General features: G+C 63.9%; 19 protein-coding genes and 1 pseudogene. 9 read left to right on the forward strand and 11 right to left on the reverse strand.

What is annotated here, in order from left to right:
* Positions 1-125: 125 nt before the first annotated feature.
* Together LHU53_RS14585 and LHU53_RS14590 are read right to left on the reverse strand one after the other, a co-directional pair.
* Positions 126-3,341 carry an EAL domain-containing protein gene (locus LHU53_RS14585; protein WP_227333388.1) on the reverse strand — a complete coding sequence of 1,072 codons (3,216 nt, stop codon included), beginning with the start codon at positions 3,339-3,341 and terminating at the stop codon, positions 126-128.
* A 177-nt stretch (positions 3,342-3,518) separates the two neighbouring features.
* Complete coding sequence (locus LHU53_RS14590; protein WP_227333389.1) at positions 3,519-4,343, reverse strand: DUF3750 domain-containing protein; 825 nt, start codon at positions 4,341-4,343, stop codon at positions 3,519-3,521.
* 312 nt (positions 4,344-4,655) lie between these two features.
* On the opposite strand from LHU53_RS14590, the gene LHU53_RS14595 reads away from it, so the two are divergent.
* The 4 genes from LHU53_RS14595 (at position 4,656) to LHU53_RS14610 (ending at position 8,790) form a co-directional block, all read left to right on the forward strand.
* Positions 4,656-5,894 carry a diguanylate phosphodiesterase gene (locus LHU53_RS14595; protein WP_227333390.1) on the forward strand — a complete coding sequence of 413 codons (1,239 nt, stop codon included), beginning with the start codon at positions 4,656-4,658 and terminating at the stop codon, positions 5,892-5,894.
* 22 nt (positions 5,895-5,916) lie between these two features.
* Positions 5,917-6,993: a homocysteine S-methyltransferase family protein gene (locus LHU53_RS14600; RefSeq protein WP_227333391.1), complete on the forward strand. Its 1,077-nt coding sequence runs from the start codon at positions 5,917-5,919 to the stop codon at positions 6,991-6,993.
* Positions 6,994-7,146: 153 nt separating this feature from the next.
* Positions 7,147-8,508 (forward strand): PTS transporter subunit IIC, encoded by a 1,362-nt coding sequence (locus LHU53_RS14605; RefSeq protein ID WP_227333392.1) that lies wholly within the window; start codon positions 7,147-7,149, stop codon positions 8,506-8,508.
* Between the two features lie 114 nt (positions 8,509-8,622).
* A complete protein-coding gene (locus LHU53_RS14610; protein WP_227333393.1) occupies positions 8,623-8,790 on the forward strand; it encodes a hypothetical protein in 168 nt (55 codons plus the stop codon).
* A gap of 229 nt (positions 8,791-9,019) precedes the next feature.
* Here LHU53_RS14610 and icmF read toward each other — a convergent pair whose 3' ends face one another.
* Complete coding sequence (gene icmF, locus LHU53_RS14615) at positions 9,020-12,361, reverse strand: fused isobutyryl-CoA mutase/GTPase IcmF (protein ID WP_227333394.1); 3,342 nt, start codon at positions 12,359-12,361, stop codon at positions 9,020-9,022.
* 212 nt (positions 12,362-12,573) lie between these two features.
* On the opposite strand from icmF, the pseudogene LHU53_RS14620 reads away from it, so the two are divergent.
* The 3 genes and pseudogenes from LHU53_RS14620 to LHU53_RS14630 form a co-directional block, all read left to right on the forward strand.
* Positions 12,574-13,275 (forward strand): annotated as a pseudogene (locus tag LHU53_RS14620) (MBL fold metallo-hydrolase); the annotation flags it as partial.
* Between the two features lie 39 nt (positions 13,276-13,314).
* Complete coding sequence (locus LHU53_RS14625) at positions 13,315-13,686, forward strand: rhodanese-like domain-containing protein (protein WP_370632323.1); 372 nt, start codon at positions 13,315-13,317, stop codon at positions 13,684-13,686.
* A gap of 89 nt (positions 13,687-13,775) precedes the next feature.
* Positions 13,776-14,540, forward strand: coding sequence for a type III pantothenate kinase (locus LHU53_RS14630; protein ID WP_227333395.1), 765 nt, complete (start codon positions 13,776-13,778; stop codon positions 14,538-14,540).
* A 20-nt stretch (positions 14,541-14,560) separates the two neighbouring features.
* Here LHU53_RS14630 and LHU53_RS14635 read toward each other — a convergent pair whose 3' ends face one another.
* A complete protein-coding gene (locus tag LHU53_RS14635) occupies positions 14,561-15,754 on the reverse strand; it encodes a M20 aminoacylase family protein (protein ID WP_227333396.1) in 1,194 nt (397 codons plus the stop codon).
* Positions 15,755-16,515: 761 nt separating this feature from the next.
* On the opposite strand from LHU53_RS14635, the gene LHU53_RS14640 reads away from it, so the two are divergent.
* Positions 16,516-18,588, forward strand: coding sequence for a molybdopterin-dependent oxidoreductase (locus tag LHU53_RS14640; protein ID WP_227333397.1), 2,073 nt, complete (start codon positions 16,516-16,518; stop codon positions 18,586-18,588).
* Positions 18,589-18,669: 81 nt separating this feature from the next.
* On the opposite strand, the gene LHU53_RS14645 is transcribed toward LHU53_RS14640, so the two are convergent.
* From LHU53_RS14645 to LHU53_RS14655, 3 genes are read right to left on the reverse strand one after another with little or no spacing between them, the layout of a single operon-like run.
* Complete coding sequence (locus LHU53_RS14645; RefSeq protein ID WP_227333398.1) at positions 18,670-19,368, reverse strand: nucleotide-binding protein; 699 nt, start codon at positions 19,366-19,368, stop codon at positions 18,670-18,672.
* Between the two features lie 40 nt (positions 19,369-19,408).
* Positions 19,409-19,912, reverse strand: a complete 504-nt coding sequence (locus tag LHU53_RS14650; RefSeq protein ID WP_227333399.1) for a CinA family protein — start codon at positions 19,910-19,912, stop codon at positions 19,409-19,411.
* A 5-nt stretch (positions 19,913-19,917) separates the two neighbouring features.
* The gene (locus LHU53_RS14655; protein ID WP_370632312.1) at positions 19,918-20,502 is read right to left on the reverse strand and encodes a phosphatidylglycerophosphatase A; all 585 of its coding nucleotides are present in this window, start codon (positions 20,500-20,502) and stop codon (positions 19,918-19,920) included.
* Between the two features lie 66 nt (positions 20,503-20,568).
* Here LHU53_RS14655 and LHU53_RS14660 point away from each other — a divergent pair, with 66 nt between their 5' ends.
* Entirely contained in the window at positions 20,569-21,300 is a 732-nt protein-coding gene (locus LHU53_RS14660) for a zf-TFIIB domain-containing protein (RefSeq protein WP_227333400.1), read from the forward strand.
* Positions 21,301-21,311: 11 nt separating this feature from the next.
* On the opposite strand, the gene thiL is transcribed toward LHU53_RS14660, so the two are convergent.
* From thiL to LHU53_RS14680, 4 genes are all read right to left on the reverse strand, one after another.
* Positions 21,312-22,319, reverse strand: coding sequence for a thiamine-phosphate kinase (thiL, locus tag LHU53_RS14665; RefSeq protein WP_227333401.1), 1,008 nt, complete (start codon positions 22,317-22,319; stop codon positions 21,312-21,314).
* Positions 22,312-24,396, reverse strand: coding sequence for a site-specific recombinase (locus tag LHU53_RS14670; protein WP_227333402.1), 2,085 nt, complete (start codon positions 24,394-24,396; stop codon positions 22,312-22,314). The genes thiL and LHU53_RS14670 overlap by 8 nt, the downstream gene beginning before the upstream one ends.
* A 5-nt stretch (positions 24,397-24,401) precedes the next feature.
* Positions 24,402-24,803: a Co2+/Mg2+ efflux protein ApaG gene (apaG, locus tag LHU53_RS14675; protein WP_227333403.1), complete on the reverse strand. Its 402-nt coding sequence runs from the start codon at positions 24,801-24,803 to the stop codon at positions 24,402-24,404.
* Positions 24,804-25,100: 297 nt separating this feature from the next.
* Positions 25,101-26,246: a phospholipase A gene (locus tag LHU53_RS14680; protein WP_227333404.1), complete on the reverse strand. Its 1,146-nt coding sequence runs from the start codon at positions 26,244-26,246 to the stop codon at positions 25,101-25,103.
* Positions 26,247-26,320 lie beyond the last annotated feature (74 nt).

The raw sequence follows: 26,320 nt of genomic DNA on the forward strand, positions 1-26,320 counted from the left end.
GACTATAAATGTAAGAGCTGCCGGTGCTGAATATGCTGTGGCTGGAAGCTTGAAGGGCTCACAAGTTTGACAGGGCAGCTTGGGTTGTGGGTGACGGGGGCTGCCATTGTCCCATTGGGCCCGACTCAACCGTGATCGAATCCCCCCAGCCAGGGTAAAACACACCACTCGGGCGCGGGCTGCCAGGTGGCGGCCCAGGCCGGCAACTGGTCTGCGGGCATGGGGCGGGCAATGCCGTAACCTTGCGCCAACTCGCAGCCCAGGTGCAGCAGCGCGGTGCCGTGCGCCACCGTCTCGACGCCTTCGGCAATCACCTCGCGCTTGAAGGCCGCCGCCAAGCCGATGACACCTTGCAAAATGGCCAGGTCATTGGGGTCGTCGAGCATGTCGCGTACAAAGCTCTGGTCAATCTTGAGCATGGCCACGCGCAAACGCTTGAGGTAAGTCAGCGACGAGTAGCCGGTGCCAAAGTCGTCCAGGGCAAACTTCACGCCCATGGCGTGACAGGCGTCGATCACCTGCGACACCTGGTCCATATCGTCCAGTGCGCTGGTTTCCAGCACTTCGAGTTCCAGGCTGGTCGGGTTGACGTCGGGGTGCCTGGCCAGAATGGCCTGCAGACGCGCCACAAAGTCAGCTTGCTGCAGCTGGCGTCCACTGATATTGACGCTGACCGGCAGGTCCAGCCCGGCAGCGCGCCAGAGCGCCACCTGATGCAGGGCGGCGTCGATGACCCACTCGCCCACCTCCACCGCCAGCGGGTGGTCTTCGATCACGGGCAAGAAGGTGGCTGGCGCCAACAAGCCTTTGTCAGGGTGTTGCCAGCGGATCAGTGCCTCGGCACCGGTGACCTTGCCGCTTTGCATATTGACCTTGGGTTGGTAGTGCAGCACAAACTCGCGACGCTCCAGCGCCAGGCGGATGCGCTGCAGGCTTTCGTGGTGTTCGCGAATGTGGCTGTCCTGCGCCGCATCAAACACGCAGTAGCAGTTCTTGCCCGCCACCTTGGCCTGGTACATGGCCTGGTCGGCCTGACGCAGGAGTTGGTCGGCATCGATGTCCTGCGCCTGTGGGTAGAACGTGACGCCCAGACTGGCGGACACCTGCAAGTTCAGGTCGCCCAGCTGCACCGGCAGTGCAGCAACCCCGAGCAGCCGCTGCAGCAGCGGGAAGCTGGCCGAAGCGTCATCCAGGTCGATCAGCACTGCCACAAACTCGTCACCGCCCAGGCGCGCCATGGTGTCGCCCACACGCAGCGCTTCTTTCATGCGATGGGTCAGGGCGACCAGCACCTGGTCGCCGACCTCATGGCCGTGGTGGTCGTTGATGGCCTTGAAACCATCCAGGTCCAGGTAGGCCACGGCCAGCTGCTGTTGGCGCCGTTTGGCCTGGCGCATGGCTTGCTGCAGGCGGTCGGCCAGTAAAACGCGGTTGGGCAGGCTGGTGAGCGCGTCAAAATGGGCCATGCGTTCAAGCTGGCTTTGATGTTCCTTGAGGGCGGTGATGTCGGAGAACAGTGCCACGTAGTGTTGCGTGTTGCCCTGCGTGTCCTTCACGGCGCTGATGGTCATCAGCATGGCAAACACCACGCCGTCTTTGCGCCGGTTCCAGATTTCACCTCGCCAATGGCCGGACGCCGCCAGGGCGCGCCACATGGCCGCAAAAAACGGGCGGTCATGCCGCCCGGAATGGAGCATGTGCGGGTTTTGCCCCACGGCTTCCTGGTGGCTGTAACCGGTGATCTGGGTGAATGCATCGTTGACATCCACGATGGTGGCATCGGCCGTGGTGATCATGATGCCTTCGAGCGCATGGGTGAAGACACCCGCAGCCAGATGCAGTTCGGCCTGCGCGAGCTTGAGGCTGGTGATGTCGGTGAACGTCACCACCACCTGAAAAATCTTGCCTTGTGCATCCCGCATCGGAAAGGCATTGCCAATCAACCACGTCGGCTCAGTGCGCCCCGGGTGACGCACGCCAAGAACATGGTTTTGCAGGGGCTGGCCTGTCGCCAACACCCGGTTCACCGGGTGCTCCTGCAGCGGCGTGAGCGTTTCATCATCCTGAACGAAGCACCAGTCCGGGTCCAGGGCGGTCTTGCCCTCTTGTTGCTCCTGGGTCAATCCCAGGAGCAAGGCCGCCATCGGGTTGGCCAGGCTGACCGAGCCGTCGGCTCGATGCACCACCACCCCCGACGCGAGATTTTCAATCAGGGAGCGGTATTGCTGCTCGCTGGTTTGCAGGTCAGCCTGGCGCTGTGTCCAGGTCTGCAAAATGCGGTTGAAGCCAGTCACCAACAGCCCAATCTCGCCGTGCTGCGTGCCCTGCAGGGGGTGTGGCACATGCGTTGAATCGGCCAGCGCTGCCATCGCCTGTGCCGTCTGCACAACCGGTGCGAGTTGGCGCCGCAACACCAGCCAAGTCATGACACCGGTTACCAGGGTCAACGCCAGCGTGGCCCAGAGCAAGCGCTGTTGCTGCTCATGCAAGGGGGCAAAGGCTTCTGCGGTGGGCATCATCAACGCCAAAAACCAACCCGCGACCGGGACGCCCTTGGCGGCAGCAATATGCTCCACGCCTCTGGAACTGATGGCCACGCCGTGGCCCTCATAGCCCAGCAAGAAACGGTCAAACATCTTGTTGACGCCGCGGGGTGGGAGTTGCTGCATGATGCGCGTGGCATCCGATCCCGTGACGATGAGCTCGTGCTGCGGCGCGACCAACACATAGCCTCCCATCTTGCCGTAGCTGCCCCGTGTCAGCTCATCCAGAAAATTGGGTTGGCCCAGGTTGGTGACCCCCACGATCGCACCGATCACCTTGCCTTGGGCGTCGCGGATCGGCACGGCCATGGCGAACACAGGGGTTTGGGTCTGCTTGCCCACGACGGGGCGGCTGATGGTCGACTGACCCTCTTTCAGCGGGATCACAAGGTAATCCCTGTCCATGAAATTGACGCCGAGCCGATTGGCCGACCGCGGCACGTCGGCAATGGCAGTGCCATCCGGACCCGCCACAAAAAACCCGCCGTTAAACTGCTGCAGCAACACCGGATGCCGCTCCAGGCTGGCTTGCAAGGCCGCCGGGTTACTCAACAGATCCGCATCCAGTTTGGCAACGGACGCCAGCGCCTGCAGGCGTTCGGCCAAGTTGCTGTTGACCTCGTTGGCCACGGTCGTCACAACCGAAAACTGTTGCTCGCCGAGCTTGCGCACCATGTCGGTTTGAAGGCTGCGGTTGACGAAGAAGGCGAGTGACCAGATGCCAAGCGCAAACACCACCAGCATCAACACAATGATGCGGGTTTTAAGGGAGCGCCATAGGGAAACCTTGGAAGTCATAAATCCGTTGGATGAAATAGATGGGGTAGCTCATGCCTTGATGCATACGCGTCAGAACAACGCGTGAAAGGCGTGCTGTGAACCAGCTTAAGCGTTCGCCCGGGGTGACCCGGTGTGAGTGTGGCGGTTGACCGTGCCCGTATTGGCAGGGTGAATCCGCCCAAAGTTTAACCCTCTTTATCTGGCGATGGGGGTTGAGGGTTGTATCAGGAGGGTTGACGTCGGCGATGTTGACCGGATTGGCGGGGTGGTGATGGAGGTGCTGATGTCGGTGAAACCGAAACGCCCCAGCAGCGGCAGCCGCAATGCCGGCGGGTTGAGATCCAGGCCAAAATTGAGCGCCAGCACATTGAATTCCAGCCCTTCCTGCCAGCCCACAGCCACACCCAGCAAGCCCAGCAGACTCACCTGCACACCACTGCCGGTGGTGGATAGCCCCACCGGGTCGGTCAGCGCCCGGTAGTCCTTGCCGATGGCGTTGGCGGGCAGGTCCAGCTTGAGCGCAGGCACCTGGCGACCGATGTGCGCCAGAAAGGTGTTGCTGTTGGGGCCCGGGTAGCTGCGGTAGGTGTTGGCATAAGGGTAGCTGGCCACCGCGGTCTCGATGTCGTCAATCATGGCCTGCACGTGGTCACCCCGGTGGTCGACCAGGAGCTGCGGTGTGGACCCGTACCACAAACCATCCGGCACGGCGTAATTGCGCTGCACCACCTGCGGCGCACGCCAGCCCACCACGTCGTAACGGGTGTAGGCCGTCTCACCCGGGCGCTTGTAAATGATCCACGGATGCACCGCCAGAAAACCCCGCCAACCGTAGGTGGGGGCGGCATACACCTGGACGATGGCCTCGTCGACGAACTGCGCCGGGTCTGGCGCGATGCCTGCCGAGTGCCGGGCGGCCGTGGCCCAGCTTCTCGGCGGTGTATCGGTTGTGGGTGGGTGCTCTTGCGCCAGCGTGACTTGCGTCGCCAGGAGCAGGCTGAACAAAAACGGGATGCGCATCGGTGTAGCTTTCAGGAGGTGTGGCTGGCATCGTCACCGGTCACCCACTTGACTCGGTCCGACGTCCGGTGCGTCTTGCAAAAAACACATGTCCATTGTCACTGCACACCTGACCGGGGTGGGCATGGCGTGGATCAATCTGGCCAGTTGGTAGGCAGCGACGGCTTGGGTCAGCACGCTGGGCACCACGCCGGGTCTTGCCATCCGGCCGCACAAACGCGGCTGATACAAGCGCCCCAAGCTGGTTAAACAGCCTGCTGGAACATTAAAATTTTGGCCTTTCCGATGCCCGATTTGACGCTGCCGCCAGCCATGACTCGTTTGTTTCATTTGATTTACCGTAGCCGTCAGAGTGCACCCTGGAACCCCCAGCAGGTGTCGGACCTCAGCTGCCAGGCCGCAGACCGGAACCGCACCCTGGGCGTGACCGGCCTGCTGGTGTGTGACGGGCAGTACTTCCTGCAAATTCTGGAGGGTGAGCGCGAGGTGGTTGAAACCCTCTACGCCCGCATTCGGCAAGACCCGCGGCACCATCAGGTGGTGACCCTGGTGGCCGAGCCCATTCGGGCGCGTTATTTCGCCCAGTGGAGCATGGGTTTGGTGGCGCTGGGCCCGGCGATGGACATGATGCCCGACCGGGAGGTCAGCGACGACCAGCGCCATTACCTGAACCTGGCTGCGCGTCAGCTGTATGAGTTGGACGACCACCGCTTCAAGATCATTTTTCATGCCTTCACCCACGGGCGCTGGCGCGCTGATATCCCCAGCCCGCTGGCGCCGCCTGTGGCGGCCCGGTCATTGCCAGAGGTGCGCCTGCCGGCCGCCGACCTTGGCGCCATGGCGGACAACGGGGCGTTTTTTGCGTTCCAGCCGATTGTGGACACCTACCGCCGGTGTATCAGCTCGTATGAGGCGCTGGTGCGCGGGCCACGGGGCGAGTCGCCCGCAGAGTTGCTGGGCAGGCTGCAGGGGGAGGCCTTGTACGCTTTCGACCTGCACTCCAAACTGTGGGCGCTGCAGACTGCGGCGCGCCTGGGTTTGAAAGACATGCTGTCGCTCAATTTCTTGCCCGGCGCGCTGACCTACCAGCCGCAGGCCGTGCCCACGCTGTTGCGTTGCCTGGCGCAAACCGGTTTCGATCCCGCGCAGATTGTTCTGGAGGTGACCGAAGAAGAAATCATCACGCGCCCCAAGCCGTTTTTCGCCGCCATCAGCCAGCTGCGCGAGGCGGGGCTGCGCCTGGCCATCGACGACTTTGGGGCCGGTCATGCCGGGTTGTCTCTGCTGGCCGACTTTCAGCCGGACAAACTCAAGATTGACCGCAGCATCGTCACCGGCATCCACACCCACGGGCCACGCCAGGCCATCGTGCGCGCGATTGTGGACGTGTGTTACCACCTGGGCATCGTGGTGGTGGCCGAAGGGGTGGAGGAGCCGGAAGAACTGGCCTGGCTGCAAAGCGCCGGTGTCACGCTGATTCAGGGTTATGTCTTTGCCCGGCCGTTGCTTAACGGGCTACCGGGTGTGGACTTTGCGGTCAGCCGGGCCTGACCCTGCTTTCTACAATGGGGGCATGAGCCATCCCACCTACACCCGCGCCCAGGCGCTGCCCGCCCTTCTTGACAAACGCATCCTGGTGCTCGACGGTGCCATGGGCACCATGATCCAGCGCTTCAAGCTGACGGAAGAACAGTACCGGGGAGCCGGGTACGCTGGGCCTGGCGGCCAAGCTCAGCGCTTCAAAGACTTTCCCAAAGACATCAAAGGCAACAACGAGTTGCTGAGCCTGACCCGCCCGGACGTGATCACCGACATCCACGAGCGCTATCTGGCCGCCGGGGCCGACATGATCGAGACCAACACCTTTGGCGCCACACGCATCGCCCAGGCGGATTACGACATGGCTGACCTGGCGGTTGAGATGAACCTGGCCTCGGCCAAATTAGCCCGCGCCGCCTGCGACAAGTTTTCCACCCCGGACAAACCGCGTTTTGTGCTCGGCGCCCTGGGTCCCACGCCCAAAACCGCCAGCATCAGCCCGGACGTGAACGACCCCGGCGCACGCAATGTGACGTTTGAAGAACTGCGCGCCAGCTACTACGAGCAGGTGGACGCGCTGGTGCAGGGTGGCGCCGATGTGCTGCTGGTGGAGACCGTTTTTGACACCCTCAATGCCAAGGCCGCGCTGTTTGCCATTGACGAGTTTTTTGAAGCCAGCGGCGAGCGCCTGCCGATCATCATCAGCGGCACGGTGACCGACGCCTCCGGGCGGATTCTGAGCGGCCAGACTGTGACCGCCTTCTGGCACAGCGTGCGCCATGCCCAACCGCTGGCCATCGGCTTGAACTGCGCGCTGGGTGCGGCGCTGATGCGCCCCTATATTCAAGAGCTGAACAAGGCGGCGCCCGACACCTTCATCAGCTGTTACCCCAACGCCGGCCTGCCCAACCCGATGAGTGACACGGGTTTTGACGAAACCCCGGAGGTCACCAGCCGCCTGGTGGGCGAGTTTGCGCGGGACGGTCTGGTCAACATCGTGGGCGGCTGTTGCGGCACCACGCCGGACCACATCGGCGCGATCCACGACACGGTGGCCCCGTTGGCTGGCCGCAAGCTGCAAAAAAACGTGTTTTACAAGGACGCTGCTTAGGTTGGTTGGCACCGGGCGGTCACCAACAGCCGCCTAGTCATCCCAGCAAGCGCCGGAAGAACGAACTGACCCCCGGCCAGGCTGGCCTTGCAGGCTGCCTGGCCAACCCCGCGCGTAAGCTGCTTCACCCCCCTGACACAAGCACCCCACACCATGCAGTCACTTCAAGATTTTTTGACGGCCTTTTTCAGCTTCAAGGCCTATGTGATGCTGCCGATCATCATCTTTTTCATCGCGCTGGCGGTGCGGCTGCCGCTGCGCCAGGTGGTGCTGAGCACGGTGAGTCTGGCGGCCGGTTTTGCCGGGGTGTTCATCGCCTTCAACTTCTTTGTGGCCAACATCAGTCCGGCGGTGCAGCAGCTCACCAGCGTGCGCGGGCTCAATTTTCCGGTGCTGGACGTGGGCTGGCCGCCCTTGGCCGCCATCACCTGGGCCTCGCCGCTGGCGGCGATCTCCATCCCGCTGGTGCTGGTGGCCAACTTGCTCATGCTGGCCCTGGGCTGGACCCGCACCATCTACATCGACATCTGGAACTACTGGCACTTTGCGCTGATGGGTGCGCTGGTGATGGCGGTCACCGGCAGCATGGCGCTGGGTTTGTCAGCCGCTTTGTTGATTGCGGTGTACTGCTTCAAGATGACCGAATGGACCGCGCCGGATGTGGAGCGTGAAACGGGTCTGGTGGGTATTTCTGCCTCACCCGTGTCGGTCAACGGGCTGGTGCCCTACGCGGTATGTGTGGACTGGTTGCTGGACCGTCTTCCTGTGATCAAGCGCTTGAACTACAACCCCCACAGCAAGGGCGACGAGCCGTCGGTTGGCAGTGGTTTTGACCTGCTGGGCGAGCCGATGATCATTGGTGGTCTGATGGGGCTGGCATTGGCCCTGGCTGCTGGCTACAGCACGGGTGCCACGCTGGAGTTGGCGGTGCACATCGCGGCGGTGATGTTTTTGCTGCCCAAGAGCGCCGGGCTGATCGGTGACGCCATGATGCCGGTGACCGTGGCCTTGCGCGACCAGGTGACGCGTTTTTTCCCGCACCGCAAGAACCTGATTGTGGCGATGGACACCGGTTTTCTGATGCACCACAAGTCGGTGATGGTCACCGGGCTGATCCTGATGATGCTGGCGGTGCTGATTGCGCTGGTGCTGCCGGGTAACAAAGTGCTGCCACTGGGTGATTTGCCCAACCTGATCTCGGTCATGTCCTTGTCGGTGCTGATTTTTCGCGGCAATGTGTTTCGCGCGGTGCTGGCCGGTGTGCCGGTCATCATCACATTTTTGCTGATTGCCTCCAACCTGGCGCCGCTCTACACCCAGCTGGCGAGCCAGACGCCGTCGTTCAACGCCGAGGGGCTGGGCCAGATCACCGCGTTCACCGACGGTGGCCACCAACTGCGGTTTCTGATTTATTCGCTGTACCGGGGTGAAGTGTGGGCGATGCTGGTGTTGCCGTTGCTGCTAGGCGCAATGGTGATGGTGTGGCGCCGTTTCCGGGCCAGCGCCCCAGAGTGAGGGGTCGTCACACGGGTTTTGGTGGACGCAGAGGTCTTGCGCATTGCCGGGCGATGGTGTCGCCAAAAAATAGGATAATCGACCCTTTTACCAACCTGCCGGAGCCCCTTCATCATGGCCAAAGAATTTCGTACCGAAGCTGATCGCAAAGCGACGCCCCGTCCTGTTGCCCCCAAAGGCGTGTGCTACACCGCTGGCCACGGCCAGATGCGCAGCCTGGAGCGTGGCGTGTCGACCAACAACAAGAAAAACCCCGGCAAGCGTTGCAGAAAAGGCGGCTGATCGCCACCGGGTGTCGGGCAGCCGACAGCTGACCGCGCGTTGCGGTGCGCAACGCAAAAACGGCCCTTTTGGGCCGTTTTGCTTGATGTGGTGTTTCTTTCTTACTCTGAAAAATCCTCGGCTGTCATCTCGGACTCGGGGCGCCTGCCGTGGGCCTCGACCCAGGGGCATGAACCCCGGGGCCATGGATTGCGGGTCGTGGCCCGCAATGACAACCCGAGGCTGCAAGTCACATGTTTCTTCGGTACTGCCCGCCCACCTCAAACAGTGCGTTGGTGATCTGACCGAGTGAGCAGCAGCGCACCGCGTCCATCAGCACCTCAAACACGTTCTGGTTGTCGATCACGGCTTGCTGCAGGCGTTTGAGTTGTGCCGGGGCTTCAGCCGCGTGGCGGGCGTGGAAATCGGCCAGGCGCTGCAACTGGCTTTGTTTCTCGTCGTCGGTGCTGCGCGCCAGCTCCAGCTTGTCATTGACCGGGTCGCCATGCGGGTTGCGGAAGGTGTTGACACCGATGATGGGCAACTCGCCGGTGTGTTTGAGCATTTCGTAGTGCATCGATTCGTCCTGAATCTTGCCGCGCTGGTAGCCGGTTTCCATGGCACCCAGCACACCGCCCCGCTCGGTGATGCGCTCGAACTCCAGCAGCACGGCTTCTTCGACCAGTTCGGTCAGCTCTTCGATGATGAACGCGCCTTGTGACGGGTTTTCGTTCTTGGCCAGGCCCCATTCGCGGTTGATGATGAGCTGGATGGCCATCGCGCGGCGCACGGAATCTTCGGTCGGCGTGGTGATGGCCTCATCAAACGCGTTGGTGTGCAAGCTGTTGCAGTTGTCATAGATGGCGATCAGCGCCTGCAGCGTGGTGCGGATGTCGTTGAACTGGATTTCTTGCGCGTGCAGGCTGCGGCCGCTGGTCTGGATGTGGTACTTGAGTTTTTGTGAACGCTCGTTGGCGCCGTACTTTTCCTTCATCGCCACCGCCCAAATGCGCCGCGCGACCCGACCCATCACGGTGTATTCGGGGTCCATGCCGTTGCTGAAGAAGAAGCTGAGATTCGGCGCAAAGTCATCGATGTGCATGCCGCGTGCCAGGTAGGCTTCCACAAACGTGAAGCCATTGGACAGGGTGAACGCCAACTGGCTGATCGGGTTGGCTCCGGCTTCGGCAATGTGGTAACCGCTGATGCTCACGCTGTAGAAATTGCGTACGTTGTGGTGCACAAAGTAGCTGGCGATGTCGCCCATCACCTTCAGGCTGAATTCGGTGCTGAAGATGCAGGTGTTCTGGCCCTGGTCTTCTTTCAGGATGTCGGCCTGCACCGTGCCGCGCACGTTGGCCAGCACCCATTCGCGGATCTTGGCGGCTTCGGTATCGGTGGGTTCGCGGCCGTTGTCGGTGGCGAACTTTTCCAGGTTCTGGTCGATGGCCGCGTTCATGAACATGGCCAGGATGCTCGGTGCTGGCCCATTGATGGTCATGCTCACGCTGGTGTTGGGGCTGCACAAATCAAAGCCGCTGTACAGCACTTTCAGATCATCAATGGTGGCAATCGACACGCCTGAGTTGCCGACCTTGCCGTAGATGTCCGGGCGCGGATCGGGGTCGTTGCCGTAGAGGGTGACCGAGTCAAACGCGGTCGACAGGCGTTTGGCGGGCATGCCTGAGCTGAGCAATTTAAAACGCTTGTTGGTGCGAAACGGGTCACCTTCGCCGGCGAACATACGGGTTGGGTCTTCGTTTTCACGCTTGAAGGCAAAGGTGCCGGCGGTGTAGGGGTAGCTGCCCGGCACGTTGTCGAGCATCAGCCATTTGAGGATCTCGCCATGGTCTTCATACTGCGGCAGGCAGACCTTGCGGATGGTGGTGCCGCTCAAGGTTTTTGTGGTGAGCGCGGTGCGGATTTCCTTGTCGCGGATCTTCACCACATATTCGTCACCGGCGTAGGCGCGCTGCATCTCGGGCCACTGGGCCAGCAGTTTGTGGGCGGCGGGGTCCTGACGCTCGGCGCGTGCGGCGGCCAGCGCCTGGACCGCGCCCACAGTGCCAGACGGGTCGCTGCTGTCCTGGCACGGGGCGTGTTCAAGCAGCATTTGCGCGGTGGCGTTGAGCTGCTGAATCTCGCGCGCCAGCCGGGCCTGGGCGCGGGCTTTGGCCTTGTAAGCACGCACCGTGTCACTGATTTCGGCCAGGTAACGCGTGCGCGCGGCGGGCACCACCGGACTTTGGTTGGTGCTGTGCCGCACGCTGACGGTGGGCAGGTGCGATTCGCTCAGCGACAGGCCGAGTTCAGCCAGGCGCACTTTCAAGGCCTGGTACAGCGCGGTCACGCCGTCGTCGTTGAAACGCGCGGCCATGGTGCCAAACACCGGCATCTGCTCGGGCGGCACACCAAAGGCCTCGCGGTTGCGCTGCACCTGCTTGGCCACGTCGCGCAGGGCGTCGCTGGCGCCCTTGCGGTCAAACTTGTTGATGGCCACAAACTCGGCAAAGTCAAGCATGTCGATCTTTTCCAGCTGGCTGGCGGCGCCAAACTCGGGTGTCATCACGTACAGCGGCACGTCCACATGCGGCACGATGGCCGCGTCGCCCTGGCCGATGCCCGAGGTTTCCACAATGATCAAATCGAAGCCCGCCACCTTGCAGGCGGCAATAACATCGGGCAGGGCGGCACTGATTTCGCTGCCAAAGTCGCGCGTGGCCAGGCTGCGCATGAACACTTTGGGGCCGTTCTGCCATGGGTTGATGGCATTCATGCGGATGCGATCACCCAACAAGGCGCCACCGCTCTTGCGGCGCGACGGGTCAATGCTGATGACCGCCACACGCAGCGCATCGTCCTGGTCGAGACGCAGGCGGCGGATCAGCTCGTCGGTCAGGCTCGATTTGCCCGCGCCACCGGTGCCGGTGATGCCCAGCACAGGTGTCTTCTTTTGGGCTGCCAGGTTTTGTATCTCAAGGGCCAGCGCCTTGAAAGATTCAGGCAGCTCACCTTTGCCAACACCCGCGGCGTTTTCGTTCTCCAGCGCGGTGATGAGTTGCGCCAGCGCGCGCCAGCTCATCTCTGTGTGGCCCTGAATGGCGTCGAGGGTGGTGGGAGCCAAGCCGCTGATGTCTTGGTCGCAGCGCATCACCATCTCGCCAATCATGCCCGCCAGACCCATGCGTTGACCGTCTTCCGGGCTGAAGATGCGTTGCACGCCGTAGGCATGCAGCTCGGCGATCTCGCTGGGCACGATCACGCCGCCGCCGCCGCCAAAGACCTGGATGTGCTCGCCGCCGCGCGAACGCAGCAGATCCACCATGTACTTGAAATACTCCACATGCCCGCCTTGGTACGAGCTGATGGCAATGCCCTGCACATCTTCCTGCAGCGCGGCGGTCACCACCTCGTCGACGCTGCGGTTGTGGCCCAGGTGAATCACCTCGGCACCCATGCTCTGCAGGATGCGGCGCATGATGTTGATGGCGGCGTCGTGCCCGTCAAACAGGCTGGCCGCGGTGACAAAACGCACCTTGTGGGTGGGGCGGTAGGTGGCCAGGGCCTTGAAGTCGGCGGACAAATCGGTCATGTGGGGGTCTCCAGTCGGGTCGTTTTTTTCGCTTAATCCAGCATCAGAACGGGTTGAGCTGACTTGACGTTGACGTAAACGTCAATTTAGTCTGCGATCTTAACGTGATCGCCCCAAATTGCCACGGGGACCAACCCTTGGGCTTTCGGTTTACATTGCAGCTGTGCGCCCTGCGGGCTGCACATCCATCGCCAACCGGGACACCAGACGCCATGACACCCATCCAGCTTTTTGACACCGCCTCCAGCACCTACACCTACGTGCTGTTTGACCCAGCCAGCCGCGAGGCGGTCATCATCGACCCGGTGGACACCCAGCTTGAGCGTGATTTGCAGGTGCTGCGCGAACACGGCCTCAAGCTCATCTGGTCGCTGGAAACCCACGCCCATGCCGACCACATCACCAGCGCCGGCCAGCTGGCAGAACTCTCGGGTGCCAAAACCGCCGCACCGGCGGGCTGCGGCATCAGCACTGCCTCGGTCCAACTGGCGGATGGCGATGTGCTGACCTTTGGTGCCGAGCAGATCCGCGCCTTGCACACGCCGGGCCACACCGCGGGCAGCATGTGTTTTGTCTGGCGCGAGCATGTGTTCACCGGCGACACGCTGCTCATCAACGGCTGTGGCCGCACCGACTTCCAGTCCGGCAGCGCCGCGCAGATGTACCACAGCCTGACCGAAGTGTTGTTCAAACTGCCCGACACCACCACCGTCTGGCCCGGGCACGACTACCAGGGCCGTACACATTCCAGCATCGGTCAGGAAAAGGCCGGCAACGCCCGCGTGGCGGGCAAAACGCTGGCCGAGTTCACGACCATCATGGACGCCCTGAACCTGCCGCCGCCCAAACGCATTCTTGAAGCCGTGCCCGCCAACCTGCATTCGGGCTTGCGCCACGATGCGCCACTGCCGCATGCGCTGGTGCAGCGCCATGCGGACGGTTACGCCGGGGATGTGTCGGTCACCCTGGCGCACCAGTGGTTTGAGGCCGGCGACGCGGTGCTGGTGGATGTGCGCACCGACGCCGAGCGCGCCTGGGTTGGTTTTGTGCCCGGCGCGGTGCCGGTGGCCTGGAAGCAGTGGCCCGGCATGGCCATGAACCCCGACTTTGATGCGCAGCTTCAGGCCGCCGTGCCCGAAGGCAAAAAAGTGCTGTTGTTGTGCCGCAGCGGCGTGCGCTCCGTGGCCGCTGCCAAGCGCGCCACCGAACTAGGCCTGCAGGCGTACAACATCCTCGAAGGTTTTGAAGGCGACCCCAATGAGCACGCCCAGCGCAACCGGCGCGGTGGCTGGCGCTTCAACGGCCTGCCCTGGCGACAGGGGTAAAGCCGGGTCGCGGTTCAATCCGCAGTTGCATTGGCGGGGGGCACCGTTTGAGGGCGTTTGGCCCGGCTTTTGTGCCGATAATGCCCGGCATGACTTTTTTGGCTATTGATGTTGGCAATACCCGCCTGAAATGGGCCTTGCATGCAGCGCCCCGGCGCGACGCCCCGATCCTGGCGCAGGGCGTGGAGTTCCTGGAAAACATCGAGAAGCTGGGCGAGGGCGACTGGGCGCGCATCACGCCACCGCGTTATGTGCTGGGCTGCCTGGTGGCGGGTGATGCGGTCAAACGCCGGGTCGAAGAACAAATGGAGCTGTGGGACGTGTCAGCCCAGTGGGTGGTGGCCAGCAGCCAGGAGGCCGGCCTGACCAACGGCTACGACTACCCGGCGCGCCTGGGTGCGGACCGTTGGGTGGCCATGATCGGTGCCTGGCACCGCTGCCTGGCGCAGGGCCCGGCGCGGCCGATGGTGGTGGTGATGGTGGGGACCGCCGTCACGGTCGATGCCATCGACGCCAGTGGCCGCTTTCTGGGCGGCTTGATCTTGCCGGGCCACGGCATCATGCTGCGCGCCATGGAGTCCGGCACGGCTGGCTTGCATGTGCCCACCGGCAACGTGGTCGATTTCCCCACCAACACCAGCGACGCGCTCACCAGCGGTGGCACCTTTGCCATTGCCGGGGCGGTGGAGCGTATGGTGGCGCATGTGCGCCAGCGCTGCGGCGCCGAGCCGTGTTGCATGATGACCGGCGGCGCTGGCTGGAAGATTGCGCCCAGCATGTCGACCCCGTTTGAGCTGGTGGACAACCTGTTGTTTGACGGTCTGCTGGAAATGGCGGCGCGACGGTTTATCTAAAAAACGGGTGGCTCGCTCTTTCACCCCAGCCAGCTCTGGGCCAGCCGCACCCAGTAGGTGGCGCCCAGCGGCAGCAACGCGTCATTGAAGTCGTAACTCGGGTTGTGCAACATGCAGGGCCCGCCGCCGTGGCCCAAGGCGCGGTGGTCGCCGTCGCCATTGGCAATGAAGGCGTAACACCCCGGCTTTTGCAGCAGCATGTACGAAAAGTCTTCAGCCCCCATGGTGGGCTCCTGCGCCAGCACATGGTCTGTACCGACGATGTCGGCCATCACCCGGCGGCACAACTCGGCCTCGGCCGTGCTGTTGATGGTGGGCGGGTAGTTGCGGTGGAACTCAAAGTCAGCCGTGAGGCCAAACGCGGCGCACAGCTGCGCTGTCATGTCGCGCATGCGCTGCTCGATCTGGTCCAGCACGGCCACCGAGAAGGTGCGCACCGTGCCCTGCAGTTCCACGTTGTTGGGGATGACGTTGGTGGTCTCACCGGCGTGGATCATGGTGACCGAGATCACGCCCGCGTCAACGGGTTTGAGGTTGCGGCTGATGATGCTTTGAAAGCCCTGCACCAGCTGGCACGCCACCGGCACCGGGTCCAGCGCGTTGTGCGGCATGGCGGCGTGGCCCCCTTTGCCGCGGATGATGATTTTGAACTCGTTGCTCGACGCCATCACCGGCCCCGGGCTGGCGGCCAAGGTGCCCGCGGCCATGCCGGGCCAGTTGTGCAGGCCAAACACGGCTTGCATGGGGAACTGCTCAAACAGGCCGTCCTGGATCATCTCGCGCGCGCCGCCACCGCCTTCTTCGGCGGGCTGGAAGATCAAATACACCGTGCCGTCAAAGTCGCGGTGGGTGCTCAGGTATTGGGCGGCGGCCAGCAGCATGGCGGTGTGGCCGTCGTGGCCGCAGGCGTGCATCTTGCCGGGCTCTTTGCTGGCGTGGGCAAAGGTGTTGAGTTCTTGCATGGGCAGCGCGTCCATGTCGGCGCGCAGTCCCAGCGCGCGCCCGTTTTTTCCTCCGTCACGCCCGTGGATGATGCCCACCACCCCGGTGGTGCCCAGGCCGCGGTGGATCGGGATGCCCCACTCGGTGAGCTTGCCCGCCACCAGATCAGCCGTGCGGACCTCCTTGAAACACAGTTCCGGGTGCGCGTGGATGTCGCGTCGCAGGGCGGCGATGTCGGGTGCATTTTGGGCGATGGCGTCAATCAGTTTCATAGCGGTTTGCTCAGGTGATCTGGGGGCTGGGGGTTGCAGTGGCATTATGAAGTGGGGTGGGAATCCATTGGGTGGGTGGTGCTGTTGTGGTTGTTGGCGAAGTCAACGCTTCATGTCAAACCCGGCACGGCGACCGGGTCAGGCGCATGCGGTTTCGGGGTGAAATCACGCGCGAAACTGACGAATCAGAACGCCCGCGACGGTTGGCGCGCGCCTTTCACCCCGAAGCCCGGTCGCCTGACCCAATCACCCTGCCTCGCGCTGTTGGACAACAGGCTTGATGACAAGGCAGGCTGCAGTCATTTTGGAATAGGGGCTGGCAGCTAACAAAATGGGTTCAAGTCGTCCCTCCAAGTGAGCTTGCCGGGTGTGCCTGTTGGAACGTTCATCATGGTGGGAAAGGCTGCGGCATCGCGCCGTGCCCTTGATCCGCCTCTTGTCGTCCGCCGATCCAACACCGTCAAGGCGTGGTGATTGGGTCAGGTGACCGGGCTTTGGGGTGCAAGGCGCGCGTCCAGCGGCCTTGGCGTGCTGATCAGCCATCCCCGCGCGTGATTGCACCCCAAAACCGCATGCACCTGACCCAGTCGCCGCGCCGTACAACGCTGCAAATTCTGAGCGTCCGACAGAGGCCTCGGCTCCAACGTCCCCGCTTCCATCCAAGACCGTAGGCTTAAGAACGGAACTGACGCACACCGAGGTAAGCATTTCAAAGCGCGATATGCTCATTGACCCCTTGAGACAAAACCGAGCAAACCAACATGCCCCACAACCCAACCAGCCCCGGCGCCCAGATGATCCAGATCCGCGGCGCCTGCCCGCACGACTGCCCGGACACCTGCTCGCTGCTCACCACCGTGGAAAACGGCGTGGCGATCAAAGTGCAGGGCAACCCGGCACACCCGCACACCGCTGGCAGCTTGTGCACCAAGGTCTCGCGTTACACCGAGCGCACCTACCACCCCGAGCGCGTCCTGCAGCCGCTCAAACGCATCGGCCCCAAAGGTTCGGGGCAATTCGCGCCGGTGAGTTGGGACGCGGCCTTGGCAGACATCGCCACCCGCCTCCAAGCCATCGCCGCAGTGGACCCCCAGGCCATCCTGCCCTACAGCTACGCCGGCACCATGGGCCTGGTGCAGGGCGAAAGCATCGCGGCGCGGTTTTTCAACAAGCTGGGCGCCTCGCTGCTGGAGCGCACCATCTGCGCCAGCGCGGGTGGCGAGGGCCTGGTGCACACGCTGGGCGGCAAGGTGGGCATGCGGGTCGAGTTTTTTGCCGAGTCCAAGCTGATCATCATCTGGGGCAGCAACTCCATCACCAGCAACTTGCACTTCTGGCGTCACGCCAATGAGGCGAAACGACTGGGCGCCAAACTCATCTGCATCGACCCGCGCAAGAGCGAAACCGCCGACAAATGCCACGAACACATCGCCTTGTTACCTGGCACCGACGGGGCGCTGGCGCTATCGCTGATGCAGCAGCTGATCCAGCACGACTGGCTCGATCATGATTACCTGGCGCGCTACACCTTGGGCTGGGGGCAGCTGCGTGAGCGCGCGCTGCAGTGGCCGCCCGAGCGCGCCGCAGCGGTGTGTGGCATCACAGCGGCGCAAATCGAAGCTTTGGCGCGCGACTACGGTGCTTTTGCCAACAGCGGCCAGCCTGCTGCCATTCGCATGAACTATGGCCTGCAGCGCGTGCACGGCGGTGGCAACGCGGTGCGGCTGATCGCCATGTTGCCCGCGCTGATTGGCGCTTGGCGGCACCGTGCCGGGGGCGTTTTGCTGTCGAGTTCAGGGGCGTTTCCGGTGCAAAAAGCGGCGTTGCAACGCCCCGATTTGCTGGCCGGGCGCACACCACGCACCATCAACATGGCCACCATCGGCGACGACCTGCTGCGCGAGGCCTCGCCCGAGTTTGGCCCGAAGGTGCAGGCGCTGATGGTTTACAACAGCAACCCGGTGGCCATCGCGCCGGATTCGGCCCGTGTCGTGGCGGGTTTTGCGCGTGAAGATTTGTTCACCGTGGTGCTGGAGCACTTCCAGACCGACACCGCCGATTACGCCGACTACATCCTGCCCGCCACCACCCAGCTGGAACATTGGGATGTGCATTCCAGCTACGGCCACACCGATGCGCTGCTGAACCGCCCGGCGATTGCGCCGCTGGGGCAAGCCAAGCCCAACACGCAGATTTTTCGGGCGTTGGCGGCGCACATGGGGTTCACCGAGGCCTGTTTTGCCGACACCGACGAAGCGCTGTGTCGCCAGGCTTACGGCGATAACGTCGATTTCAACGTGCTGCTGGACCAGGGTTTTGCCACGTTACCGATGCCAGACGCACCGTTCGCCCAAGGCAACTTCCCCACGCCGTCAGGCCGATGTGAATTTTTCAGCCAGCGCCTGGTCGACCGGGGGCTCGACGGGTTACCCGACCACGTGCCCAACCATGAGGTGCCGGGCAGCGCCAGCGCCTACCCGCTGGCCATGATCTCGCCACCCGCGCGCAACTTCCTCAATTCGAGCTTTGTCAACGTGACCAGCCTGCGCGCTACTGAGGGTGAACCGCTGCTGGAAATGCACCCGCAGGATGCCGCGGCGCGGCAGATTCAGGACGGCAGTGTGGTGCGTGTTTTCAACGCCCGGGGCACGTACCGCTGCCGCGTCAGCCTGAACCAGCGTGCCCGGCCCGGCGTGGTCAATGGCCTGGGCGTGTGGTGGCGCAAGTTTGGGCTGGACGGCACCAACGTGAACCAGCTCACCAGCCAGGCCTTGACCGATCTGGGCCATGCGCCCACGTTTTACGACTGTCTGGTGGAGGTGCAGGCGGCGTGAACCGGGCGTCGTCATTGCGGGCTTGACCCGCAATCCAGGCATCCCTGACCTCTTGGAGGGCCGATCGGCCTGCCCTGGACTTTAGGGCCGTGTCAGCGTAGCGTCTTCAATCAACACCTGGTAGCTGTAGCCGGCGCCAAAGTCCTTGTCTTTGCGCACCACACCGGTGACGGTGACCACGTCACCCACCTTGGCTTGCGCGGCACTGGTGACCAGGATGTCGTTGGTTTTGGCGGCCACGCTGCCGCTGCCGTCTTGCAGATGCAGCCAGTTTTTGCCCATGATGTCGCCGTTGAACTTGACCACCTTGCCGCTGACCTTGACCGGTTTGTCTTTGAGGGCAGCCGCCTGCGTCACCACCTCGGCCACCGTGCGCGCGTTGGCGCCGCTGGCCTTGGCGACCTGGATCGGGCCCAGGTCCACCGCTTTGGCCTGGGCGCCGGTCATCATGTTGGGCCCGCCCACCAGGGTGCCGAAGACGATGGTCTTGAAAGTCTTCTTGAGCGATTTGCTCTCGAAGTTGTCCATCACCATGGTGTCCTCCAAGCTCACTTTGGCGCCTTTTTTGAGGGCGACCTTGCTCACCGCGGCCCAGGTTTCGCCGTCTTTGGTTTTGAGGCGCAGGTAGGTGTAGGCGTCAACGTCTTGCACCTCCAGCACTTCACCGCTCAACACGCTGCTGGCGCGGGCGGGTGCGGCGTTCGGACCGGCGGCCCAGGTGGCAGAGAGCGGGGCCGTCATCAGCAGGCCAGCCAGGGTGAATGCGTGCAGGGTGTTCATACAGGTTCCAGAAAAAAGGAAAGCATAGCAGTTGACTGGTTCAGGCCAGCAGCGTCACCAGCCGCGTGAGCGCATGGTGCACGGTCGCCGTGCGCACCGCGGCGCGGTCACCGCCAAAGTGCTGCACTTCGCTGGTGATACCAGCGGGCGTGGCCCAGCCCAGCCAGACCGTGCCCACCGGCTTGGCGGCACTGCCGCCGCCGGGTCCGGCGATGCCGGTGACGGCAACCGCCACCTGCGCCTGGGAGTGAGTTAATGCCCCGGCTGCCATGGCGCGCACCACCGCCTCGCTGACGGCGCCATGTTGTTCAATCAGTTGCGGTGCCACGCCCAGCAGCTCGGTTTTGGCGGCGTTGGAGTAGGTGACAAAACCACGTTCGAACCAGTCGCTGGAGCCCGCCAGGTCGGTGCAGGCGGCGGCGATCAGGCCGCCGGTGCAGCTTTCGGCGGTGGCCAGTTGCCAGTGTTTTTTGACCAATACATCGGCCAGCAGACCAACTGTCAACTGGCTGGGAAGCGCTTGATTTGTCAGTTCTTCAGACATGACAGCTACCACCACACGCGCCACAGCGCGATCACCAGTAGCGTGCAAAACGCCGCCACCAGGTCGTCGAGCATGATGCCCCAGCCGGCTTTGCGCCAGGCGTGCGGGTCGGTGGCCGGGTTCACGTGGTGAAACAGCTGGTCGGCCCAGGCCACCGGGCCGGGTTTGACGGCGTCAAAGAACCGGAACAGCGCAAACGCCGCCAGTTGGCCCCAAAAGCCCATCGGGCTGGCCAGCCACAGCACCAGCCAGAAGGCGGCGATTTCGTCCCAGACGATGCTGCCCGGGTCCATCACCCGCATGTGGCGCGCGGTCAGGGTGCAGGCCCACCAGCCTACCAGCACACTCGCCAAGATCAACCCACCCCATTGCAGATCATCCAGATGGTGTTGCAGCAGCACAAATGTGGCCCACGCCCACACCGTGCCGACCGTGCCGGGCGCCTTGGGGCTCAGGCCCGAGCCAAACCCCAGCGCCAGCACATGGGCCGGGTGCGCCATCATGAAGCGCCCGGTGGGGGCCACCGGCGCACCGGGTTCGACCGCGGTGCGGTAGGGAACGTCTTGCACGTCTGAAGGGTCCTGGATCATGCGGGTGATTATCCGGCGCAAGATTAAGATGCGCGCTGTCCGCCACCTGATTTGCCTGCCCCGCCCATGTCGCTCACCCCCCACTGCCCGTCGTGCCGCGCCCCGATGACCGCGCAAAAGCTCGCCAGTGCGGCGGGCGGCCTGGTGGAGATTGACCTGTGTTTTGCCTGCCGCGGTATCTGGTTTGACCCGCTGGAGAACCTGAAGCTGATGCCCTCGGCGGTGCTGGCGCTGTTTCGCCAGCTGCACGAACACCGCTTTGACGGCGTGCAGAGCCTGCCGCACAAGCTGAGCTGCCCGCGCTGCAGTCTGGCCCTGACGCAGGGGTTTGACGTGGTGAAAAGCGGCCGCTACATCACCCACCGCTGCCCGCAGCGGCACGGGCGCTTCAGCACCTTTGCCTCGTTCATGATTGAAAAAGGCTTTGTGCGACAACTCACCGTGGCTGAAATTGACGACATGGCGCAGCGCCTGGGCGTGATCAACTGCAGCAACTGCGGCGCGCCGGTCAATCTGCGCACCGAACACGCTTGCACCCATTGCCGATCGGCACTCTCGTTGCTGGACCCGCAGGCGGTGGAGCGGGCGCTGGCGGGCTACGCCAAAGCGGCCGAGAGCGCGGGCAAGATCGATCTGCCCAACCTGGCCGACGCGCTGGTGATGCTGGAGCGTGACCGCCTCAAGGCCGAGCGCGAGGCCAAAGCGGACCGCAGTGGGCAGCTGGTGTTGCCCGGGTCGGACGGCTCGGTCGACCTGTGGGTGGCCGGACTGGCGCTGGTGTGGAAGGTGCTGAACTGAGCCGAGGTTATTCAGGCAAAGTGGTCAAACGAGGCGTAGCGGTTGGCCAGCGGCTGGCTGCGCTGATCGACCAGGCGCAGCCCCGCTGTTGCGTCGATCTGGCCAATGCGCGTCACCGCGGTCTGGCTGCTGCGGCTGGCCTGCGCCACCGCCTCGCGCAGATGCACGGGCGCGGTGAACAGCAGTTCGTAATCATCGCCGCCCGACAGCGCGAGGGTGCGCCATTGATCTTGTGTGAGTGAGAGGTCCGATGGGCCTTCGGCTGGCCTGCCCAGCGTGCTTGAGCGGTTGGCGGCGATCAGCGTGGTCACGGCATCCGCATCCACCGTGGCGCCGACGCCAGAGCTTTCCAGAATGTGACCCAGGTCACCGATGAGGCCGTCACTCACGTCCAGCGCGGCACTGGCGACCCCGCGCAATGCCAGGCCCAGCGCAACGCGGGGCGTCGGTTGCTCCAGCCGCTCTCGGGCGGCAGCCAGCACTGCATCGGGCAGCGTGATCTTGCCCAGCAGCGCGTCCAGCGCCAGCCGGGCATCGCCCAGCGTGCCGCTCACATACAGGTCGTCACCCGGCTTGGCGCCGGATCGCAGCAGTGCCTGCGAGCGGCCATCAACCACCGGCACCTCGCCCAACACCGTGATGCAGATGTTCAGCGGCCCGGCGGTGGTGTCGCCGCCGATCAGCTCGCAGCCATGCGCGTCGGCCAGCGCCAACAGCCCGTGCGCAAAAGCGGCCAGCCAGGGTTCGTCCACACCGGGCAGCGACAGCGCCAGCGTGAAGGCCAGCGGCTTGGCACCACAGGCGGCCAGGTCGCTCAGGTTCACCGCGAGCGACTTGTGGCCCAGGCGGCACGGGTCGGTGTCAGCAAAAAAATGGCGGCCCGCCACCAGCATGTCGGTCGAGATGGCGATCTGGGTGCTGGGCCGGGGCAACAGCAGGGCGCAGTCGTCACCCACACCGAGTGCTGCGCGGCGCACCGGGCGCTTGAAATAACGCGCGATCAGGTCGAACTCACCCATGGGCACTGTCGTCTTTGGCGGTGGGCGTCACCGCAGTCGGCGCCACGGGGGCGGCGCTGGCAGGCGGTGCGGCGGTTTCGGGCTCGGGCCAGAAGAAGCTGCGGGTGCGGTGGCGCAGGCGCTGGCGCACCGCAGCATAAATGTTGTCGCGCTGCACGCCGGTGACGTTGTGGGCGCGCAAAGCCAGCTGGAAGGCCAGGTAAAAACTCACCCCCACATTGAGCAGGCCCGTCACCACCACCCCACCCACACACCACCAGAAAACGGGTTGCCGCAAGACGTCCACCCCCAGGCTGGCCGCAGCGGCGGCGAGCTGGCCGGTGGACAGCGTCACGTGGCGCACTTCCAGCCCGAGCCCGAAAAACGCGGCAAAGGCGGGAATGAGCCCCAGCATCAGCCCCAGCGAGATGTTGGCGCTCAGGCCCGAGATGTTGTTGCGCATGAAGGTGGCCCAGCGCTCGGCCCGCGCCACGCCCAGCCAGGCGGTGATGCGCGGGTTGTAGCGGATGGCCGAATCCAGCCGCTGCAGGGCAAACCAGTTTTCGGTCCAGCCCGCGATGATGCTCGACGCAAACAGCAGCACGCCGGTGAAGGCGGCAAACAGCGCGGTGGGGCCGAGCACGGTCAGATCGTGCAGCACATGCTCGGCGGTGGCGGCGTCGATCATCGGTCGGCCCAGGCCAAACCACAGCGCGGTGCTGATCAGCAGCACCATGGGCGCCACCAGCGCCAGATTGCCCACAATGGCCGCCACTTGTGAACGCACCAGGTGCGCCACCTCGTCGACAAAACCGTCGATGGCGCCGGGGTGGCCCAGCTCCTTGAGCTTGGCGGCCATGGCCGGTGCCGTCATGGCGGGCTGTTTGGTGGCCACGGTCCAGTGCAGCATCTGGATCAGCACAAAGCTCAGGGCGTAATTCATGCCCGCGTAAAAGCCCCCCCAGAACGCCGACAGCCCCATCGACATCACGACAAACTTCATCATCGTGGTGACCGACATCACCGCGCCGCCACCGGCCGCGTTGCGCAGCATCTGTTTGTACTGTGCGCGGGTGCGGGTGATGTAGTGCTCGCCGGTTTTGGAGCTGCGCTCGGCCACCTTGGAGGCCAGCATCGACGAATTGGCCGCAATCAGCGCACGCAGGCTCAGACGTTCTTGCCCAACATTGACCAGGTGCGCCAGCAAGTGGGCGGTGTCGTGGTGCGGCGTGGCGGAAAACAGGCAGTCCAGCAGGGCGCGCACGCGCAACACCCGCTCGCGCAACTGGCGCAGCTGGAACACCAGGTTGACCGAGATGCCGTGCGCCTCCAGATGGGTGTAGACCGAGGCGGCAGCGTGGCGGCAGTCGTCGAGCTGTTTCACATAACGCTGCAGCGCCTGCTGGCACTGCGGCGTGGGCTGCTGCGGGTTCTCGCGCCAGGCGGCAACCAGTGTCTCCAGCTCGGCACTCAAGGCGTGAAACGGCCCGGATTGGCGGGCAGGCGCGCTCATGCGCAGGCGCAACTCAGGCGAAAACCCGGTGGCGCGGATCTGGCTGGTGCAAAAGTCGACCGCTTCCATCAGCGCCGCCTGCCAGGCGGTGGGCGGTGTGTCGGCGCCAGGTGATGGGATCGGCTTGACCTCGTCGGTGCGCAGCAGGTCCGCCAGACGCGCCAGCAAAGCGTCGTCCAGGCTGCCCAGCCACCGTGCGTCAAACGGGTGGTTCAGGGCCAGCGCAAACAGGGTGGAGGCGTCGGCGGTCTCGGGCGTGCCCGGCAACAGCTTCAGGCGCAGGCGCTCGGCCAGTTCACTGATGAAGGCGCTGCGCATGGCAAACCCATGGTCGGCCAGCAGCGCGGTGGCGTCCACCGTGCCCAGCAGGCGTTGCCACCAGCTCTGAAACTGGCCGCGGGTGGCTGGGCGCTGCTGCAGCGCATCGAGCAGCAGGGTCAGGCGCGCATGGGATGCGTCCACCGAACGCGCGTCACCGCGCAGCCAGGCCATCAGCTTGATCAGCCACAGATGGCGCTGCACATCTTCGGCGTCGGGGTCAAGCTGGGTCAGCAGTTCGGTCAGGTCGTTGGTGGGTGCTTTCATGCGGCTCAGGGTAGGTCGCGCGGGCCTGCGCTGGCGCTCAGGGCGTCCAGCACAAACATGGGCACATCCACGTCAAACTTCTCGCCGTCTTCCGCCACACAGAAAAAACTGCCGTGCATGGTGCCGGTGGGCGTGTGCAGGCGGGTGCCGCTGGTGTATTCAAAGGCTTCACCGGGCTGCAGCAGCGGCTGGCGCCCCACCACGCCCAGGCCCTTGACCTTTTCGCGGTTGCCATCGGCGTCGTTGACGTTCCAGGTGCGCGAGATCAGCTGCGCCGCCACTTGGCCGGTGTTGCGCACGGTGATGGTGTAGGTGAAAAAGTACAGGGCCTGGTCGGGGTCAGAGCGCTCCGGCTGGTAGCGGGGTTTGACCTGGACGTGGAATTGGTAGGGGGTGGCTGCGGTCATGGGGTGTTCCTGTGCGGTGATTATGCTTGCTCGCCTGGGCGCGCACAGCGGTGTGCGGTGGCAAAACCACATGTGGTAGGGCTTGGGATCGACCTGCACAGTGCAGGGGTTGCGCTCTTGAAACCCAATCCAAATCAACGCACGAGCCTGGCCTGAGCCCACGGCTACAGGCGGTCAGTGAGCAACAACTCGCGCACGCAGGCGCTGTGCACCCGCCATGAGCTGTTTGAGCCGGTGGCCAAGGCCGGCGCCCCAAGCTTGCTGCGCGCCCAAGCGCCGGTGCCAGACTGCACGGTACTACCAATCCACCAAACTCAAGCCCACACTCAGCACCGTGCGGCGGCGGTTGTAGTCGATCAGGCTGTCGCCGTAGCCGGAGAAGAGTTGCGTGTGCAACTGCAGGCCGCCGGGTTTGCCGCTGCCGTCGGTGCTGTTGAGCTTGCGCAGCCATTCCAGCTTGACCGAGCCGTTGGCGTCTGAGCGCAGCGAGTGGCGCAGGGTCAGGCCAAAGGTGTTCTTTAGGTCGGGGTTCCACAGGCCTGTGAACTCGCTGCGCCCGACCAGGTCGCTGATCTCGGGGTTGTCGTCCACATCGTCGCCTTCGGGCAGGCGGTACCAAAGTTTGCCGAGCAGCCGGAACTGCGCGCCGTTTTCCAGACCCGCCATCAGGATGGTGCGGTTCCAGCTGCGTGACAGCGGCAAGGGCTGGCCGTTGGATTGGTGGTTGAAGGACAGGCCGGTGTAGCGCAGCCGCCAGTTGCCGGGCAGCGCCAGGTCGGTGGGGTAGATGTAGATCAGTTCGGGTTCGTGGTCGGTGGTGCGAAACGGGCGCGACAGGTCGCCGCTGAAAATCTGCCAGTTGGACTGGTTGGTGTAGCCAAACCACAGCGAGTCGCGCTTGAGGGGCTGGTTTTGCGTCAGCAGGCCCTCGGCGATTTTGGTGCGCACCGAGAGCTGGATGCGTGTCTCGGTGGTGTTGAAGGCCTGGCTGCTGGTGGCACGGTGATCTGGCAGCACCGAGTCGGGCTGGGTGTTGACGCTGTTGGAGCCGATCACCGACAGGCTGATGGGCTTGTAGCCACGGATGCCAAAGGTGCCGCAGTTGCTGCCGGCTTCCAGCTCCCAAAAGCGTGACAGTTCCGAGAACTGGGGATTTTTGCAGTCATGCGCGGTGGGTGCCACCATGGTGATGACCACCGGTGGCGTGGCTGGCGGCGCGGCGGGTGTGGGCGCAGTTGGTAGCGCAGGCGCTGTGGTGCTGGCCTGCCGCGCTGCCCACTGGTCAAAGCAACTCAGGCGCGCGGCGTTGTCGCCACTCAGGGCGCTGCAGTGTTGCCAGCCAGGCCCGTGCGGGCTGGCGGCATCGTTGGTGACAGCTTGGGCGCCAGCCCAGGCCGTCAGGCTGCCTGCAGCGATAGAAAGAAAAGTGATCGATGGTTTCATGGGTGCCGCAGTATCGCCGACCCGTCGTGCGCGCTGGTCGGGTCGCACACGCTGGTCGTAAACTTCAGCCAGGA

This window comes from Rhodoferax sp. U2-2l, from assembly GCF_020594515.1.
In the GTDB taxonomy this organism is placed as follows: domain Bacteria; phylum Pseudomonadota; class Gammaproteobacteria; order Burkholderiales; family Burkholderiaceae_C; genus Rhodoferax.